This window comes from uncultured Hymenobacter sp. (assembly GCF_964242765.1).
Taxonomy (GTDB): domain Bacteria; phylum Bacteroidota; class Bacteroidia; order Cytophagales; family Hymenobacteraceae; genus Hymenobacter.
Genome location: NZ_CAXTBM010000004.1, coordinates 26,976 through 43,251, shown reverse-complemented (window position 1 = coordinate 43,251; position 16,276 = coordinate 26,976). Strand labels below are relative to the sequence as shown.

The window sequence follows — 16,276 nt, the reverse complement described above, 5'->3', positions numbered from 1 at the left end:
CAAACAAGTGTTGCCCTGCAAAATCTGCAGGGCAACACCGAGGATAAGCAGCAAGATAATTCGGCCGGGCCTCACTGTTTGATGAACGGACGTGTGGTAGACGTGGTAGCGGTTTTGATAACCAAGTTGTAGTGGCCGCTGCGCAGCTTGCTAACTGGTACTTTGAGACTGTTCTCGCCTTGGTTCAGTACTACCGACTGCTCCCATACGCGGGCCCCTACCGTGTTGAATACCTGCAACGTGCCCGTTTCTTTTTGGCTGTGAGTCAGTTGGACGCTCAGCTCAGCACCCACCGGGTTCGGATACACATCTGTTTTGCCTAGCTCTTTCTTGCCGTTAGCAGTGGCCAAAGGAGCTCCTAGCGTGCCTCTACGGGCAATGACGAGGGTCGTAGACTTGTTGAATACCACCGCTTGGCCGGCGGCGTCAATTGTGGCGAGAGTGTTGGCCGGATCGGGTGCCTGAATGGAGATGAACATAAACTTCTCGTCGGGCGAGAACGTCATGCCCGTGGGCTCGCAGCCAGCGGGCGTCACGGCGAACAGCTCCACGGCTGGGTTTGCCTGCGTGTGGCAAGGGCGTACCAGCCATACGTGGTTGCGGCCGCCATCCTGCAATACATACAAGTTGCCCTGCGAGTCGAAGGTTAAGTTGTCGTTGCCCGTACCCCAAGCTTCCATCATGGTGCCAGTGCCGTAGTTGATGGGGTAGGCCCGGTTGGTGACGCCCGCCGAGTTACCGACAAACACCTCGAAGTTGCCAACCGTGGTGCCGGTAGTACCCGAGTCGGTGAAGCGGTACGTGGTGCCGGGGCCTTTGGCCGTGAAGTAGATTTGGCCGGTCAGGGGGCTGATTTCGATGTCTTCTACCCCGTTGAAGCTGGTGGCACCCAAGGCCAGCGCGGCAACCGTAGTGTTGTTGCACTCGGCGGGCGTGGTATTCGGAACCGGAATCCAGGTGCCGCTAGTAGCCGTGGCAATGGGGCCGTCGAGTTGCAGCACGTACAGCGTGCCGTTGGCAAGCTGGCCGGGCGTTTCAGCCACGTACTTGTACACGAAGCTGTTGAGGGCCCCATCGTCGGCGCCTTCGTACACCGTGCGGCGGTCGGCGGCTACTACCACGTTTTCGTGTCTCATCCGACCCATGCGCCAGAGCTTATCGGGCGTGCCGTCGCCGTTCTGGTCGCGTACGGAGTAGGTAGCTGGGTTGATTTCCACATTCCAACCGAAATCGAAGTAGCCGTCCCCATTGCTGTCAGTGACCTGGCCTGCGGCCGTTGGCGTGTTCTCCTCGCAAGTGATAGTGGTATTCCAAGGCGTAACACCGCCCGAGCAGTTGTTGTAAGTGCCCACCACGGGGCCAAAGTTCACCGGATTTTTGGCCGTGACGTTCCATATTCTGCTGGCGGAATTGAAGTTCAGATTCAGCATGCTCACGCCCGAAGTAGCCGCCGAGGAACCTTCGTGGTTGATAGACAAGTAGCCATTGGCGCTGCTCGCATCAATGGGCACATAGCCCGTAAAGTCGAAAGCTTCCTTCACGTTGCCATCAGTTGCCGTAGAATACGGGTTGCCCCCTTGCACCAGCATCTGGAAGGTATGGGTCGAGGGAATTCGCAGATCCTGCGGCTGCGTGGAAGGCATCACCGATGTGAACTGGCTGATGTAGTCGTTGGGCAGAGTAGGGCAGGTGCCCTGCGCTAGTGCTTGTCCGCCGCCAAACAGGGCAGCTAAAAGGAGGGTAGGAGTCTGCTTCATAGGATTTTTGAACTGTTAATTTAGGCCGCAATTTCGAAACATACTATTTCGTCTGGTTTACGTCTAGATTAAGGCTAGATGAACTCGTACCCAATAGCCGTCATCCTTTCGCGGACAGTCGCTTTGTTGTCTGCCCCGTTCATGCAATCGGTTATAAACTGAAAGTTCGCCCTACATTCGCCTCTATGCTCCGTTACTCTTATTTCGTCTTCCTGCTGTTTTTTGCCGCTGCCTGCGTCCCGCTCGGCACCCCCATCACCGATCCTAATGCTGCCCGTCGGCCCGCCGGTTCCGCCCAGGCTGCCCCAGAGTACTACGCCGACCGCACCCTGCGCTACCAGGACTACACCTACGACCCCAACGTGCGGACCGTGCAGTGCTACGTGGCGTCAGGCAGCACCAACGAAATCTTTACGCCGCCCGTGGTGCCCATCACGCAAGAGCAGCCCATCACGCTGGAGTTTGATCTGGTGGGCGAGCAAAGCCAGCGCCTCACGGCCAAACTTCTGCACTGCGACGTGGACTGGAAACCGTCGAACCTGACGGATATGCAATTTTTAAGTGAAATCAACGAGTTCCTTTTCACCAATTACCGCACCTCCGTCAACACCAAAGTGCCGTACTTCCACTACCGCTTGCAGGTGCCGCGGGTAAAGCTGTCCGGCAATTACTTGCTGGTGGTACAAGGCGCGGGAAACACGCCGCTGCTGAGCCGGCGGCTGCTGGTGTACGAAAACAGCGTGCAGATATCTCTCAAGCAAGGCATTCCGGTGGCCGGCACCGAGCGTTATACCTTGCAGCAACTCGACTTCGGCATTCGCTACACTACGCAGCTGGTAAATCCGGCGCAGGAAGTAAAGGTGGTGCTGCGGCAGAATTTCCGCTGGGACAATGCCAAGTACGGCCTGCGCCCCACCTTCGTGCGCGACGCCGACCGCCAACTCGACTACCAGTATTTCAACTTCGAAAACGCCTTCGCAGCGTTAAGTGAGTTTCGCTTTTTCGATTTGCGCACCTTCCGCTCCCTCGGCATCGGGGTGGCCCAACTCGACGCCACGGCCTCGCCCCGCACCGCCCTGCTCCAACTCGACGCGTCCCGCGCCGGCCAGGCTTACTCCCAGTTCGAGGACATCAACGGCCAACGCGTGATTGAGAGCCGCGAGTACGGCAACGGTGCCACCAACGCCGACTATCTCAGCGTTACGTTTCAGGTGAAAGCCGAGCAGCCGGCTGCTGGCCCCGTGTATGTGCTCGGGGCCCTTACCGACTGGCAGTTCAAAGACGAGTTCAAACTCACCTACAATTCTGAAACGCAGCTCTATACGGGGCAAGCCTTGCTTAAACAAGGTTACTACAACTACATCTACGCCACCCAAACGCCGCAGGGACCCAACAGCGTTGTGTGGGAAGGCAGCCACCAGGAAACGGAAAATCAGTACGACCTGCTGGTGTATTACCGTCCGCCCGGCACCCGCGCCGATCTGCTGATTGGCTACCAGGCCCTGGACGTGAACCGCCGGCCGTAGAACGGCCGTTTCTTATGTGGTGCTTCGGTGTTGGGTGTTGCAAGCGGCGTATATAGGCCGCTCAATAGCTGCTTTGCGTTTATTCTGACACCAACCGCCTGGTTGTAGCAAACAAGCTGCATGCCCCTGGGCAGCGTCCACACCGATGCTGCGAGCAAAAATTTGCTTGTGTGGTGCAACGGCAGAAGCTCTATCTGGGCCAGGTTCTCCTAAAGCCAACGGTGTAGCAACGAGGCTTCAACTAAAATGGCACGAGAATAGGTAAGGAGTAAAGGAAGCTGTTCCTGCGGCCTGACTACGTAACCTTTCTCCATGCCGAGTTCGTTGCAGGCATACGCTCTCTTTCCCTTGTTCCATAGCCTCTCTACCATGCATACTCCCACCTCCCGTTCTTTCCGAGCTAGTGCTCTGCTGGCCTTGCTATTGCCTCTGGCCGGTGCTACCAGTCTCGATTCCCGCCGCGCCACTAGTGCCCCGGTGCAAGGTGCCAACCCTGATCCGCAAGTCATAGCCCAGTTCGGACTGCTTGAAAGCACCACGCTGCAACGCTACATCGACGAAAAAGGCATGCAGATGGGCCGCGTTTCCGACCGACCGGCCGATGTAAAGGGCTTCACCGTTGTCGATTCGCCTATTATCAATGCCTTTGCCACGCCCGATGGGCATGTGTACTTCACGCGGGGCATCATGGCGCATTTCAACAACGAAGCGCAGTTTGCTGGTGTACTCGGCCACGAAATCGGCCATATCACGGCCCGCCACGGGCAGAAGCAGCAAACCCGCTCCACTATTGCCAACGGCGCCTTGCTGCTAGGCTCACTTCTGTCTAAGCGGGTGGCGTCCATTGCGCAGCCAGCGGCCCAGGTAGTGGGTATCGGCCTGCTCAAGTACGGCCGCGACGACGAAACCGAGTCCGATGGCCTGGGCGTGAAGTATTCATCTAAAATCGGCTACGACCCAGCTTCTATGGCCGACTTTTTTCTTACCCTGCAACGCACCGAGCAAAGCAGTGGTGCCGCTACCGTGCCCACGTTTCTTTCGTCCCACCCCAACTCCGCCGACCGTTACGAGCGTGTGAAAGGGTTGGCTGCACAAGCCGAGAAGCAAGCCGGCCGCCAACTTCTCGTCAACCATGACCAGTACTTACGCCTGATCGAGGGCTTGCCCTACGGCGAAGACCCGCGCCAGGGCTTCGTGGAAGGCAACGCATTCTACCACCCCGATTTGAAGTTCCAATTTCCGGTGCCTAGTGGTTGGAAATCGCAAAATTCGCCCTCGCAGTTTCAAATGGCCGAGCCCAACGGCAAGGCCGTGATAATCCTGATTCCGGCCGGTACCGGCACGCTAGACGCCGCCGCTCAGAGCCTGGCTCAGCAACTCAAACTTCAGTCGCCCCAAGCCAGCCGTACCACCATCAACGGCTTCCCGGCCATCTCCATCCAGGGCGACCAAGTAGGTCAAGATCAATCCGGCCAGCAGGGCATCACGGCCAGCACCTTGTCTTACGTTATTCAAGACGGCAAAACGCTTTACGCTCTCGTTGGCCTCTGCGGCCCGCAGACGCTGAACACCTACGGCTCCACATTCCAACAGGTAGCGAATGGTTTCGCCCGCCTCACTGATGCCAGCAAGCTCAACCGCCAATCCGAGAAAGTGCGCATCAAAACCGCTAAGGCCGGCCAGACATTAGCGCAGGCCCTGTCCGCCAACGGCATCCCTGCCAAGCGCCACGAAGAACTGGCCATTCTCAACGGCATGAAAACCACGGATAAGCTCAGCGCTGGAATGCTGTATAAGGTGGTTGGAAAGTAAGATTTCAATTTAGTATTGAAGCGAAGAAGGCGCTTTTGCTGTAGCAAAAGCGCCTTCTTCATGGTGTGTTTATTCTAGTGGCACAAACTGCTCCTAAATTCGGCTAGCTATGATTATGCACTGCGTTTATAAGTGAAATAAATTTTTCATAAAGCATTGAATAGCAAACATAAAAAACGCCCCGACCAACTACTGGCCGGGGCGTTTAAGTTACTAGCTGCCGCCGAAGAAACAGTTGTGCTATACCTTCTTGAGAAACTCGGTCTTCGGCACCACTGTGTTGCCAACAGCGCGACCTTCTATTTCAGTACGTAGACGAGGAGCCCTTCACTTTCAAGTCCTTAATGAGCGTCACTGAGTCAGCTTCCGCGAGTAAGTTGCCGTTGCTGTCTTTTACTTTCACGAGACTCTCAAGTTGAACTCTTGACTAATGGCAAAGTAGGGTGCCTGCTTACACGTTGAAGCGGAAGTGCATAATGTCGCCGTCCTGCACCACGTATTCTTTGCCTTCCACGGCCATTTTGCCGGCTTCTTTGATTTTCACTTCCGTTTTGTATTCCTGGTAATCGGCCAGCTTAATTACCTCGGCGCGGATAAAGCCTTTCTCGAAGTCGGAGTGAATGACGCCAGCGGCGGCAGGCGCTTTGTCGCCACGATGAATGGTCCAGGCGCGTACTTCCTGCACGCCCGCTGTGAAGTAGGTAATCAGGTTCAGCAGCGAATAAGAAGCGCGAATCAAACGATTCAAACCCGATTCGGTGAGGCCGTATTCAGCCAAGAAAAGCTCTTTTTCCTCCGGATCTTCCATCTCCGCAATCTGCGACTCAATAGCCGCGGATACCAGTACCACCTCGGCGCCTTCGGGCTTGACATGCTCCTGTAGGGCCGCTACGTGCGCATTGCCGTTCGTGATGCTGGCCTCGTCTACGTTGGCTACGTAGATAACGGGCTTGATAGTAAGCAGTTGCAAATCGGCTACGGCCTCCAATTCTTCGGGCGTGACCGTCAGGGCGCGGGCATTCTGGCCACCTTCAAGCGCTGCCTTGAAGCGCTGCAACGCGGCCACTTCCTTTTTCGCCTGCGCGTCGCCGCCCTTAGCACTGCGCTCCGACTTCGCTAGCTTCTTGTCGATGCTCTCTAAGTCTTTGATTTGTAGCTCGGTGTCGATAACATCTTTATCGAAGACGGGGTCAACACCACCCGCTACGTGCACAATGTTGGGGTCGTCGAAGCAGCGGATAACGTGGATAATGGCGTCTACTTCACGGATATTGGCCAGGAACTTATTGCCTAGGCCCTCGCCCTTGGAAGCACCTTTCACAAGGCCCGCAATGTCCACGAACTCGATGATGGTCGGCAGCACGCGCTTCGGATTGACCAGCGCCTCCAGAATCTGAAGTCGCTCGTCGGGCACGGTAATCACGCCCACGTTTGGCTCGATGGTGCAGAAAGGATAGTTGGCCGATTCGGCTTTGGCGTTGGAAAGAGCGTTGAAAAGCGTGGATTTGCCGACGTTTGGCAGGCCGACGATACCGCAGCGGAGACCCATAAGGTGAAATGATGAAGTGGTGAAACAGTGAGTTGACGTTTTAACCGCGCAATTCGGGTGCAAAGGTAGGGCGTTTTAAGCGGCTTTGCTGCGGCATGTTGTAGTAGGAAATGGCGCGCACCTCTTGCCTGCAACGGCATACTGACTCAGCGGTAGCTAGCAGCTTCCCTGACCTAGTGCTCACTAAGGCACCTTACATCCTCACTTCACTAAGCTATTTCGTGGGCTGTAAATAACAGACGGGTTTTAACGCAGCAGCTAATAGCACGATAGGTAGTGAGGCCGCAGAGTATTAGGAGTTGACTTAGTAAGCTCAGTAACGGAGGCTTTACCGCTATTGCACAAACACTAGCCGTTAAAGTATAGGTTACTCTTTAAACCTAGCTAGTGCAGAGAGTCATCAATTCAATCAAAAAAAGCGCGCACCAACCCTAGGGATAGTGCGCGCCGCATAATGTAAAGATAGAAGTACTGAGTAATGGATGTTTCGGTAGGGTTTAGGGGTTAAAAGTGGTCGTCGGTGCGGTTAGGGTTAAAGTCATTGTTGCCATCATGGTGGTCATAGGTGGGACGCGGACGGTCTAGCTCAGCTACTTCCTCGGGGGTTAGTAGCTCTTCCCGTACATATTCCACAGCATCTTGCAAAGCGTCAACGAATTTCAAAAAGTCTTCCTTGTACAGGAAAATTTTATGCTTCTCGTAAGAGAAGGTGTCGTCTTCGCGGAGCTTGCGCTTGCTTTCCGTGATGGTCAGATAGTAATCCTGTCCACGAGTGGCTTTCACGTCGAAGAAATACGTGCGTTTGCCAGCCTTAATACGTTGTGAATAAATTTCTTCTTGGTCGTGACGGTCTTCCACAGGGCCTTCTATAAAGTTATGTTATTCTAAGATGATTGAAGTGTTTCCGAAAAATACGGGCTTGTATTCAGATATAAAAATTTAAAGGCAAGCTTTTTTGAACTAGCACTGGCTATGGTTGTTTACTAACCTAATTTGTTGCCTTGAAAAAGGGCAATTCTGAACTTGAAACTGCGTTTAATAGATTTGCCCTAGCAAAGCCGTAGCTTTAAATATTCCCTGCCTCGGGGGCTTTATTGCTCGCTTGATTTTTGAATCTTCCGCCTATGTCTCAGCCGCTCGACCTGGCCGCCGTTCGTTCCTTCGAAAATTTAGAATTCCTAGCCCGCCAGCTTGTTGAGGGGTTTATTACGGGCCTGCACCAGTCGCCGTACCACGGGTTTTCGGTTGAGTTTTCCGAACATCGCCTCTACAACCCGGGGGAAAGCACGCGCCACCTTGACTGGAAGGTGTTTGCCCGAACCGATAAACTGTTTGTAAAGCGCTACGAAGAGGAAACTAACCTGCGCTGCCACTTGCTGCTCGACGTGAGCCCGAGCATGTATTATCCGGCGCCAGGCCACGATAAACTGCGCTTTGCGGTGTTGTGTGCAGCTGCCATCACCACTATGCTCCAGAAGCAGCGTGACGCAGTAGGCCTCGTGACCTTTGCCGATCAGGTGGAATTGCAAACGCCGGTGCGCAGTACCAGCACCCACCGCCACACGCTGCTACTCACGCTCCAACAGCTACTAGAGCGGCCGCCCACGCCGCGCCGCGCCACCACCGATGTGTCGAGCGTCATTCACACTATTGCGCAGCAAATCCCGAAACGCTCGTTGGTGGTGCTGTTTTCAGATATGCTTGGCCGGGCCCCCGAGGAACAGACGGCCACCCTGGCGGCCCTGCAACACCTGCGCCACCAAAACCATGAAGTGCTGCTTTTCCATATCATAGACCGCGCTACCGAAGCGGATTTCTCGTTTCAGGATCGGCCTTATGTGTTCGAGGATCTGGAAACCGGCGAAACAGTGAAGCTACAGCCCTCGCAGGTGCGCGAGCAGTACCGTGCCGCCATGCAGAAGTACGAGCACGAGCTGGTTCTCCGGTGCGGGCAGTACAAAATCGATTTCGTGCCGGTAGACATCCAGGAGCCTTTCGATAAAGTTCTGTACGCTTACTTAGTAAAGCGGGGCAAAGTACGCTAGAACCAAGATGGCAGCACAAGACAACGTTTGTGCTACAATAGGATCTTTCATAACAAAACCAATGGCTACCTGGCATTGCCGAGTCTGCGGACTCGACTACGACGAGTCACCCTGGGGGCCGGATGACCAGTCGCCGGATTATAGCATCTGCGACTGTTGCGGAGTGGAATTCGGTTATGAAGATTACACCCCGGACAGCGCTCGGCGATACCGGGTCACTTGGCTAGCTAGCGGGGCTTCTTGGTTCTACCCTAAAGTGAGACCTGAGGGCTGGCTCTTAAAAGAGCAGTTACGTCAAGTCCCCGACTCTTACCTCTAGCCACTCCCTTCAGCTACCCTTTACTCATGCTTGTCGATATTATCTGCGCCCTGCTGTTTCTGTGCATTCCCTCGGCGCTTATCACCGCCTACATTGCCCACATGAACGACCGGTCGTTGTGGCGGTGGATGGTATTTGGCTTCTGTGTGCCGTACATGGCCGCCGTAGTGGCCATGGTCGTGACGTACTTCGACCAAAAAAAATCGGGAGACCTAGACGAGTAGCACCACTTATTTCGCGCTGTTAACGGCTTGTTCGCCTACTGCGCTGCGGGCTGGTTATCCAAGGATTGCCACAGATACTTGCACGCCAGGGAACGGTAGGGGCGCCAGGGTTCCGCAATTTCAATCATGCGGCGGAGCAAAGCTTTGCCGGTTTCTTGCAGCCCATAATGCTTGCGCATCGCATTCTGAACGCCCAGGTCGCCTTCGGCGAATACGTCGGGCTGGTCGAGCGCAAACATCTGGAGCATTTGGGCGGTCCAACGCCCAACGCCCTTTATCTGAGTGAGGTGGCGAGTGAAATCGTCTTCGGAAAGCTGACTCAAGTGCGCGTGGTCGAGTTGGTCACGCTGAGTGAAATCGGCAATGGCTCGTAAGTAGCCTGCTTTTTGGCGTGATAAGCCGGCGGTGCGCAAGTCCTCGTCGGTGAGGGCGAGCAGGGCTGCGGGTTCCGGGTAGCCATCGGGCGGAAACAGGGCTTGCACTTTGCGCCAGATAGCAGCGGCGGCTTTGGTGGAAATTTGCTGACTAACGATGGCGCGCAGCAAAGCCAAGTACAAGTCTTCGTGTGCGGAGGGCCGAATCAACTGCCCCCGGTCGATGATAGCCGCCAGCACCGGATCGGCTAGGCGCAAGTGCGTGAGGGCGGCAGTGGCATCGGTGGCAGGAAGGGTAGGGGGAAAGGCGGGTTTGCGGGGAGCAGTTGACATAGACTAATGGGAACGGTAAAAGGGCAAAGTGAACAGCTTCCAAAACTCAATTGATATCAATAGGCGAAACCGGAACGAGGAACTCGTCGAGAAACTCACCGGTACTCGACAGCAGCACCCCCGCAAGATTTTGCCCTAGATAAGCGCCGGTATCAATGTTCAGGACATCGGTTTGAACGTCATAAGTAGGCTCGCCATACGCGGTGGGCGTGTGCCCGATGACCTGGCGCTTCCCGATGTTGAGCAGGGGCCCACGGCGCCACAGAATACCATCGGGATGGTCTTCGTCGAGCGGGTCGGGAGTATCAGCAATGCCGGCGTGACTGATAAGCAGGTGAGCATTCTCCCACAGCAGCGGCCGGCGAGCTAGCCAGCTTAAGTGCGAAGTAAGCAACGAGCGACGGGTGGTATACTGCTGCGCCGTGGAGCGGCCCCCCCACTCCAGCCAGGGAGGATACGGGCCCCGCGGGCCATAATGAGTGAGCATACCCGCTTCATGATTGCCTTTCAGAAACACCGTGCGGCCAGGAAAACGGGCTTCTAGCTCCAGGCATAAGGCCACGCACTCCGGCGCAAAATTACCTCGATCCACTAAGTCACCGGTCTGAACTAGCAATTCTTGGTTGGGCTGCCAGTGTTGCAACAGCCTATCAAACGTATGAAAGCAACCATGCACGTCACCTATCACAAAGAGGTTCATAAACAGAAATACGAGAAAAAACAGCGGGGCGGAAAGTGAAATTGCCAACAGCCCCTGACGACCGCCGCCCGTAAGCGCCGCGCCTGTATCTAGCCTGAGCTTTTTACCAGCACGCCGTTGCGTAGGCCAGGCACGATGATACTGAAAACCACTACTACGTAAAGAATGTCTTGTGCCAAGCCACGGGATATGCTGTTGAAGCACTAGAGCAAGAGTTGCCGAACAGCTGACCGGTCGGCTATGCCAGGTAAGCTCCCGTAGCGTGGGTTGAGTGAAAAGATAAGAGGACGGCAACAATGCCAGCGGAAAAGCCAGCACTTGTACACTGGCCACAGCGCTGGCCAGCAGCCACAGAATACCGAGCCGCGCGCCTAGCTCACCGGCGCGAAGGGTGGCGTAATAAAAGCACGCATTGCCGCCCTTTATTCCATAACCAGCGCGTGTTCCAGGCGCGCAATCATGGCATCATCAATATCCAGGTGCGTCACGAAGCGAATCATTTGCGGGCCAAACGAAGCCGCTTTGATGCCCTGCTCATCCAGCCGCGCTAGAAACTGCTCGGCCGGCATTTCTGGTCGAAGGCGAAAGATTACGAGGTTGGTTTCCACGGGCAGCACCTCGGCCACGTAAGGCTGGAGGGCCAGGGTGGCACCGAGTTGCTGGGCGCGGCGGTGGTCGTCGGCTAGGCGGTTTACGTTGTTTTCCAGCGCATACAAACCTGCGGCAGCTAGGTAGCCGGCTTGGCGCATACCTCCACCCAGTACTTTCCGGATGCGCTTGGTTTTCTGAATAAACGCCTTGCTCCCCAGCAGTACCGACCCTACCGGCGCGCCCAAACCTTTCGATAAGCAGACGGAGATGGTATCGAAAATGCGCCCGTAGTCGGTGGCTTGTTGGCCGGTAGCTACCAGGGCATTGAAAATGCGGGCTCCATCGAGGTGCAGCGGAATGCGGTGCCGCTGTGCTACTTCGGCAATGGCTTCTAGCTCGCGCAAGGCGTAGCAGCTGCCCCCGCCGCGGTTGTGGGTGTTTTCCAGCGAAATAAGGCTGGTAGTAGGGTAGTGCACATTGACGGGGCGGATGGCAGCTTCCACCTGCGCCGCCGTGAGGCGGCCCCGCTCACCTGGCAGCAGGGCCACCGAGGCGCCCGAGTTGAAGGCAATTCCGCCCACTTCCCACAAGTAGATGTGCGAATTTTGTTCGCACACCACTTCCGATAGCGGTTCGGTGTGCGCTTTAATGGCAATTTGATTGGTCATGGTGCCGGAAGGGCAGAACAAGCCCGCTTCCAGCCCAAACCGGGCGGCAGCTTCCTGTTCCAATGCCCGCACGGTGGGGTCTTCCTCGTATACATCGTCGCCGACGGGCGCTTTGAACATGGCCTCCAGCATAGCAGAGGTAGGACGCGTGACCGTATCCGAGCGTAAATCAATCAACGAATTCATCATCAGTGAGGAAGGTAAAAAAGGGGAAGGTTTTCCGGTTTCAAATTTATAACTTACTTTTGCCCCTCCTTTACAGAAAGACATTAACCGACCCGGAAAAAATGAGCATCACCCGACTGAAGCGCAAGCACCGCAAGAACATTGCCCGCGCTAATAACAAGCAGACCGTCATCAAGCAATTGCTACTTACTCCTGTTCTCAAGAACGTGGACATCGAGGAATTGAAAGCTAAATTCCCTACTACGGTTGCAAACGAAGCTAGCTCGGCTGTTGATTCCGCCAAGAAAGCGGCCAACTCGGTTGTTGACTCCGCTAAGGAAACAGCTACGTCGGTTGTTGACTCTGCTAAAGAAACGGCTACTTCAGTTGTTGACTCCGCTAAAGAGGCCACTACATCGGTTCTCGACAAAGTGAAAGAGGTAGCGGCAGAGGTTGTAGATACCGTTAGCCACAGCGAAGTGGTAGAGCAAGCCAAAGAAGCCGTGAGCGGCATTGTAGAGAAAGTGCAGGACGCAGTAGCTGGCGACGACACCGAAAAGGAAAACGCCGAAGCCTTTGATGATGCTGAAGCTGTAACCAAGCCCGTAAATGAAGACGGCCAAGAAGGTGAGCACCCCAAGCCTGAAATTGCCCTCTAAAACTCAGTCGCCACCGGCGTCGGTCGGCTGATATAGATAAAAGCGTTTTTCCTGCCCTGGGAAAACGCTTTTTTATTTGTTTGAAGTTGGCGGGGCTCTAAAGAACCACTAAGATGAGTTCAACTTAGTTGTGCGGGCCACCGGGTGGCCTCTCCAAGATCGAACTGCTGCGGTATCGTACCAGGCGGCCATTTTCTCCTCTCGTTCGCGCCAGCTACTTCGGCCCCAACTCGATAACCTGCAACTGCTGGATCTTGCCAGCACTCACCTCGAACCGCAGGAGCGTGCGCACCTTATGGAAGCCATGGCGACCCGCCGCGCCTGGATTTAGGTGCAGCAACCCTAGTTTGGCGTCGGGCATAACTTTGAGAATGTGCGAGTGGCCACTGATGAAGAGGCCAGGGCGCTCCTGCTGCAACAAGAGCCGCGCCGCTGGGCTGTAGTGGCCGGGGTAGCCGCCAATATGCGTCATCAACACCCGCAGGCCCTCAATAGCAAAGGCTTGCACCAACGGTTGGGTGTCGCGCACGTCGCGGCCGTCGATGTTACCGTAGACGCCGCGCAGTGGAGCCACCGCCACGAGTTGCTCGATGACGGCCGCGGTACCAAAGTCGCCGGCGTGCCAGATTTCGTCGCAGCCACTCAAGTGGTGCAGAATTCGCTCGTCGAGGTAGCTATGAGTGTCGGAGAGCAGACCAATTTTCTTCATCGGGCGAAGGTAGGAGGGGTGGCGAAATAGTGCGGGCCGAAGTAAGGAGTTTGACGGTCTGGTAGCGTATTTGGTGTCGTTAGAGCGTCAAACTTCTTACTTAGGCCCCGCGCTATTTCGCCGTTTCACTTGCCCGCCGTATTGCTTCTTACCTTTATCTAACAACTCAACCGGCGGCATCCCGTATCTTGCCCGTCCGCTTTGCGCTTTCGTTTGCCAAGATTTCTGTTGTGCTTTGCAGCGGGCCGCGGCCTGCATTTCTCATTGTTTGTAGCCCTCCAGTTTACCCCGCGATGAACGTCTTCATCAACGATATTCCGCTGATTATCAAAAAGAACAGCGAGAAAGTATACAAGCACAAGTACGACTTGATTCTGAATCCGGAAGATGAGTTCACGTCCAAGGACTTGGTGGGCGACGTTCTGGTGCGCGACGTCACAGACGTATTCGTGGACCGGCTGTTGCGGCTGATGGAAGTGAAAAAGCTCAAGAAGCTAACTTCTCTGACCATGCTGGCGCGCAAAAAGAGCCGCCTCATCCTGCACCTGAAAGACCAGTTTCGCATTGTGAAGGCCGCCGGTGGCCTCGTAGTGAAACAAGGTAAAGTTCTGATGATCTACAGATTAGGTAAATGGGATTTGCCGAAAGGTAAGCTCAAAAAAGAAGAGGACCCTGGACTTGGAGCCTTGCGCGAGGTAGAGGAGGAGTGCAACATCAAAGTGGAGCTAGGCGACGAACTGCCCAGTACTTGGCACTCCTACGCCTATAATGGCAACAAAATTCTCAAGAAAACCAACTGGTACGTCATGCGCTGCCTCGACGATACGCTGATGAAGCCTCAAGCCGAAGAATATATCGAGGAGGTGCGCTGGATGACGCCGCAAGAGGCGCTGGCTGTTCTCGAATCGTCGTATGCCAGTATAGCGCTGGTAATGCGCCATTACTTAAGTGAAATGGCCGGCCCTTCTTCAGTTAAGAATTAGGGATACAGCAAGGAGCCATAAGAAGAGGCAGCGCAACAATCGAAATTTGGTGTTGTTGCGCTGCCCCTTCTTATGGCTCTGGCGGCATTGCTAGCTTGCAAACGGCGGCAATTGAAAAGGCACGAAGCTATCCACGTTGCCACCAAAGCGGTGAATTTCGCGGATGATGGTGCTGCTGATGGCCGCTAACGTGGGCGAAGTAATCAAGAAAACAGTTTCTAGTTCGGGGTTGACGTGGCGGTTGGCTTGCGCAATTGTATTCTCGTACTCGAAGTCGGTAGTGTTGCGCAGGCCACGTAGCAGGTAGCGGGCACCCACTTCCCGGGCAAAGTCGGCCGTCAGGCCTTTGTAGGCTCGCACCGATACGCGCGGTTGGTCGCGAAACACTTCTTCGATCATGGCTATCATCTGCTCAACGGGCAAATAGCGGGTTTTGCTGCTGTTATTGCCAATGGCGATTATGATTTCATCGAACAAGATTGTGCCCCGCCGCACCACATCCAAGTGGCCATTGGTAAAAGGATCGAAAGAACCAGGAAACAGGGCGATGCGCATAGAAGAATAACGGCGTAACAGAGTGACCATGAGTTGCCAAGTGACGGAGCCGCCAATCACTTGGCTACTTCGTCACCTGCTTATTCACACAGATGAAGGCTGTAAAGCTCGAAGAAACGGTATTCAAAAAGCTCGTTGAGGCGGTAGCTGTAGCTCAGATCGAACGGACGGTTGCCGAATTTGATGTGGCGAATGTATTTGCGCAGAATAGTGAAAAGCTCGGAGTCGTGCATCAAGTCGCCCCATACCACTACCGGGTCCTGGTCGGGGTTGAGCTGCAACTCCTGCATCACGAGGATGGTGTAATAAATAAGGTCTTCGGGCGAGCTGAAAGCGAATACGTTGCAGAACTCCGGGCGCTTGTCGCGAATTACAGCAATAGTCAGCTCGTGGTGGCCAATGCTCAGGTACAAACGACGGGCAGTAGTTGCCTCGCTTTGATGGATGAGGCCTTCGAGCAGGGCACTGGTTTGGTGCAACAGCGAACCGGCCGGGTAGGTGGTCCGGAACCAATTGGCCATCACATTTTCGGCCGCGAATACGCTGGCCAGCTCTTGGCTGGCATGGGTGTAAGAAAACACGGTTTCGTGCTGGATATCAACGGTATGATGCAGGCGTAGATACGTGGCTTCGTCGCCGGGACGCAGCAGCGGCGCGGGCAGCAGCGTGAAGTGGCGGTTCTGGATGGACAGCCGTACCTGGTTCCAGCCGGTTTGCCCTACCAAATCGTGGTGCGCCGCTAAGGCTTGCAGTTGCCCGCCGTAGGAGGTGGCGACCAGCGCGGCATAATCTTCCAGCACCACAAATTTGTTGCGGCGCACATCGGCCACTCCCACCCGCAATCCGGCTGGGCTAACGGTTAAATACAGATTATAAGCGGCTAGGGTAGTCGGGTCCAGGGTTTCGTCGCGCAGGCGGTGCAGGGCCGTGGGGGCCGGCAGTTGCGACGAGGAGATGGACATAGCAGTGGAAACAGGTGAATCGGAGGCCACAGGCAAATACGGGTAAGGAAGGAGGCCAAAGGTACTGAGGCCAATTTAATTGCCGTCGGCTGACTTCAGTGAAGCCTCTAGAAGAGGTTGCTAGAATACTTAGTGTCCCCCTAATCAAGCGGCTGCCCTTCCAGCGCAGGAGGAATCTAGGTAAGATCATTGCACGACTTCACTCAGATTCCTCCTGCGCCGGAAGGGCAGCCGTTAGTACAGGGCCTTGGTGTGACAAACCGAAATATACTTGTGGAACGGACCGTTTATCCAAGGGTCATTGCATGACACGAGCAGTGCAGAAACCACCGCTAAAACCAGCGT

General features: G+C 55.2%; 15 protein-coding genes and 1 pseudogene. 6 read left to right on the top strand and 10 right to left on the bottom strand.

Annotated features, from left to right (window positions below; genetic code table 11):
* Window positions 1-71: 71 nt before the first annotated feature.
* The gene (locus tag ACFE7X_RS02590; protein WP_375434098.1) at window positions 72-1,757 is read right to left on the bottom strand and encodes an alkaline phosphatase PhoX; all 1,686 of its coding nucleotides are present in this window, start codon (window positions 1,755-1,757) and stop codon (window positions 72-74) included.
* A 185-nt stretch (window positions 1,758-1,942) separates the two neighbouring features.
* On the opposite strand from ACFE7X_RS02590, the gene ACFE7X_RS02585 reads away from it, so the two are divergent.
* Window positions 1,943-3,283 (top strand): DUF5103 domain-containing protein, encoded by a 1,341-nt coding sequence (locus ACFE7X_RS02585; protein ID WP_375434097.1) that lies wholly within the window; start codon window positions 1,943-1,945, stop codon window positions 3,281-3,283.
* A gap of 369 nt (window positions 3,284-3,652) precedes the next feature.
* Complete coding sequence (locus ACFE7X_RS02580; protein ID WP_375434096.1) at window positions 3,653-5,095, top strand: M48 family metalloprotease; 1,443 nt, start codon at window positions 3,653-3,655, stop codon at window positions 5,093-5,095.
* 316 nt (window positions 5,096-5,411) lie between these two features.
* Here the strand turns inward: ACFE7X_RS02580 and ACFE7X_RS02575 are convergent.
* From ACFE7X_RS02575 to ACFE7X_RS02565, 3 genes and pseudogenes are all read right to left on the bottom strand, one after another.
* Window positions 5,412-5,504 (bottom strand): annotated as a pseudogene (locus ACFE7X_RS02575) (PhnA domain-containing protein); the annotation flags it as partial.
* Window positions 5,505-5,546: 42 nt separating this feature from the next.
* Window positions 5,547-6,644, bottom strand: coding sequence for a redox-regulated ATPase YchF (ychF, locus tag ACFE7X_RS02570; protein ID WP_375434095.1), 1,098 nt, complete (start codon window positions 6,642-6,644; stop codon window positions 5,547-5,549).
* Window positions 6,645-7,148: 504 nt separating this feature from the next.
* On the bottom strand, window positions 7,149-7,502 hold the full coding sequence (locus tag ACFE7X_RS02565) for a DUF3276 family protein (protein WP_375434094.1): 354 nt from the start codon (window positions 7,500-7,502) through the stop codon (window positions 7,149-7,151).
* 266 nt (window positions 7,503-7,768) lie between these two features.
* Here ACFE7X_RS02565 and ACFE7X_RS02560 point away from each other — a divergent pair, with 266 nt between their 5' ends.
* Complete coding sequence (locus ACFE7X_RS02560; protein WP_375434093.1) at window positions 7,769-8,689, top strand: DUF58 domain-containing protein; 921 nt, start codon at window positions 7,769-7,771, stop codon at window positions 8,687-8,689.
* Window positions 8,690-9,034: 345 nt separating this feature from the next.
* Complete coding sequence (locus tag ACFE7X_RS02555) at window positions 9,035-9,232, top strand: hypothetical protein (RefSeq protein ID WP_375434092.1); 198 nt, start codon at window positions 9,035-9,037, stop codon at window positions 9,230-9,232.
* 35 nt (window positions 9,233-9,267) lie between these two features.
* Here ACFE7X_RS02555 and ACFE7X_RS02550 read toward each other — a convergent pair whose 3' ends face one another.
* From ACFE7X_RS02550 to ACFE7X_RS02540, 3 genes are all read right to left on the bottom strand, one after another.
* Complete coding sequence (locus tag ACFE7X_RS02550) at window positions 9,268-9,939, bottom strand: DNA-3-methyladenine glycosylase family protein (protein ID WP_375434091.1); 672 nt, start codon at window positions 9,937-9,939, stop codon at window positions 9,268-9,270.
* 46 nt (window positions 9,940-9,985) lie between these two features.
* Window positions 9,986-10,639, bottom strand: coding sequence for a metallophosphoesterase (locus tag ACFE7X_RS02545; RefSeq protein WP_375434090.1), 654 nt, complete (start codon window positions 10,637-10,639; stop codon window positions 9,986-9,988).
* 422 nt (window positions 10,640-11,061) lie between these two features.
* Window positions 11,062-12,087, bottom strand: a complete 1,026-nt coding sequence (locus ACFE7X_RS02540; RefSeq protein WP_375434089.1) for a threonine aldolase family protein — start codon at window positions 12,085-12,087, stop codon at window positions 11,062-11,064.
* 98 nt (window positions 12,088-12,185) lie between these two features.
* On the opposite strand from ACFE7X_RS02540, the gene ACFE7X_RS02535 reads away from it, so the two are divergent.
* The gene (locus tag ACFE7X_RS02535; protein ID WP_375434088.1) at window positions 12,186-12,722 is read left to right on the top strand and encodes a hypothetical protein; all 537 of its coding nucleotides are present in this window, start codon (window positions 12,186-12,188) and stop codon (window positions 12,720-12,722) included.
* Window positions 12,723-12,936: 214 nt separating this feature from the next.
* Here ACFE7X_RS02535 and ACFE7X_RS02530 read toward each other — a convergent pair whose 3' ends face one another.
* Complete coding sequence (locus tag ACFE7X_RS02530) at window positions 12,937-13,431, bottom strand: metallophosphoesterase family protein (protein WP_375434087.1); 495 nt, start codon at window positions 13,429-13,431, stop codon at window positions 12,937-12,939.
* A gap of 293 nt (window positions 13,432-13,724) precedes the next feature.
* On the opposite strand from ACFE7X_RS02530, the gene ACFE7X_RS02525 reads away from it, so the two are divergent.
* On the top strand, window positions 13,725-14,414 hold the full coding sequence (locus ACFE7X_RS02525) for an NUDIX hydrolase (protein ID WP_375434086.1): 690 nt from the start codon (window positions 13,725-13,727) through the stop codon (window positions 14,412-14,414).
* Between the two features lie 90 nt (window positions 14,415-14,504).
* On the opposite strand, the gene coaD is transcribed toward ACFE7X_RS02525, so the two are convergent.
* The gene (gene coaD, locus ACFE7X_RS02520) at window positions 14,505-14,969 is read right to left on the bottom strand and encodes a pantetheine-phosphate adenylyltransferase (protein ID WP_375434085.1); all 465 of its coding nucleotides are present in this window, start codon (window positions 14,967-14,969) and stop codon (window positions 14,505-14,507) included.
* A gap of 80 nt (window positions 14,970-15,049) precedes the next feature.
* Entirely contained in the window at window positions 15,050-15,931 is an 882-nt protein-coding gene (locus ACFE7X_RS02515; protein ID WP_375434084.1) for a DUF3822 family protein, read from the bottom strand.
* Between the last annotated feature and the right edge of the window lie 345 nt (window positions 15,932-16,276).

Coding starts and splice junctions, on each gene's coding strand:
- ACFE7X_RS02550 (WP_375434091.1), bottom strand. CDS start 9,939: ATGTCAACTGCTCCCCGCAAACCCGCCTTTCCCCCTACCCTTCCTGCC.
- ACFE7X_RS02530 (WP_375434087.1), bottom strand. CDS start 13,431: ATGAAGAAAATTGGTCTGCTCTCCGACACTCATAGCTACCTCGACGAG.
- ychF (WP_375434095.1), bottom strand. CDS start 6,644: ATGGGTCTCCGCTGCGGTATCGTCGGCCTGCCAAACGTCGGCAAATCC.
- ACFE7X_RS02555 (WP_375434092.1), top strand. CDS start 9,035: ATGCTTGTCGATATTATCTGCGCCCTGCTGTTTCTGTGCATTCCCTCG.
- ACFE7X_RS02525 (WP_375434086.1), top strand. CDS start 13,725: ATGAACGTCTTCATCAACGATATTCCGCTGATTATCAAAAAGAACAGC.
- ACFE7X_RS02580 (WP_375434096.1), top strand. CDS start 3,653: ATGCATACTCCCACCTCCCGTTCTTTCCGAGCTAGTGCTCTGCTGGCC.
- ACFE7X_RS02585 (WP_375434097.1), top strand. CDS start 1,943: ATGCTCCGTTACTCTTATTTCGTCTTCCTGCTGTTTTTTGCCGCTGCC.
- ACFE7X_RS02590 (WP_375434098.1), bottom strand. CDS start 1,757: ATGAAGCAGACTCCTACCCTCCTTTTAGCTGCCCTGTTTGGCGGCGGA.
- coaD (WP_375434085.1), bottom strand. CDS start 14,969: ATGCGCATCGCCCTGTTTCCTGGTTCTTTCGATCCTTTTACCAATGGC.
- ACFE7X_RS02540 (WP_375434089.1), bottom strand. CDS start 12,087: ATGATGAATTCGTTGATTGATTTACGCTCGGATACGGTCACGCGTCCT.
- ACFE7X_RS02545 (WP_375434090.1), bottom strand. CDS start 10,639: ATGAACCTCTTTGTGATAGGTGACGTGCATGGTTGCTTTCATACGTTT.
- ACFE7X_RS02535 (WP_375434088.1), top strand. CDS start 12,186: ATGAGCATCACCCGACTGAAGCGCAAGCACCGCAAGAACATTGCCCGC.
- ACFE7X_RS02560 (WP_375434093.1), top strand. CDS start 7,769: ATGTCTCAGCCGCTCGACCTGGCCGCCGTTCGTTCCTTCGAAAATTTA.
- ACFE7X_RS02515 (WP_375434084.1), bottom strand. CDS start 15,931: ATGTCCATCTCCTCGTCGCAACTGCCGGCCCCCACGGCCCTGCACCGC.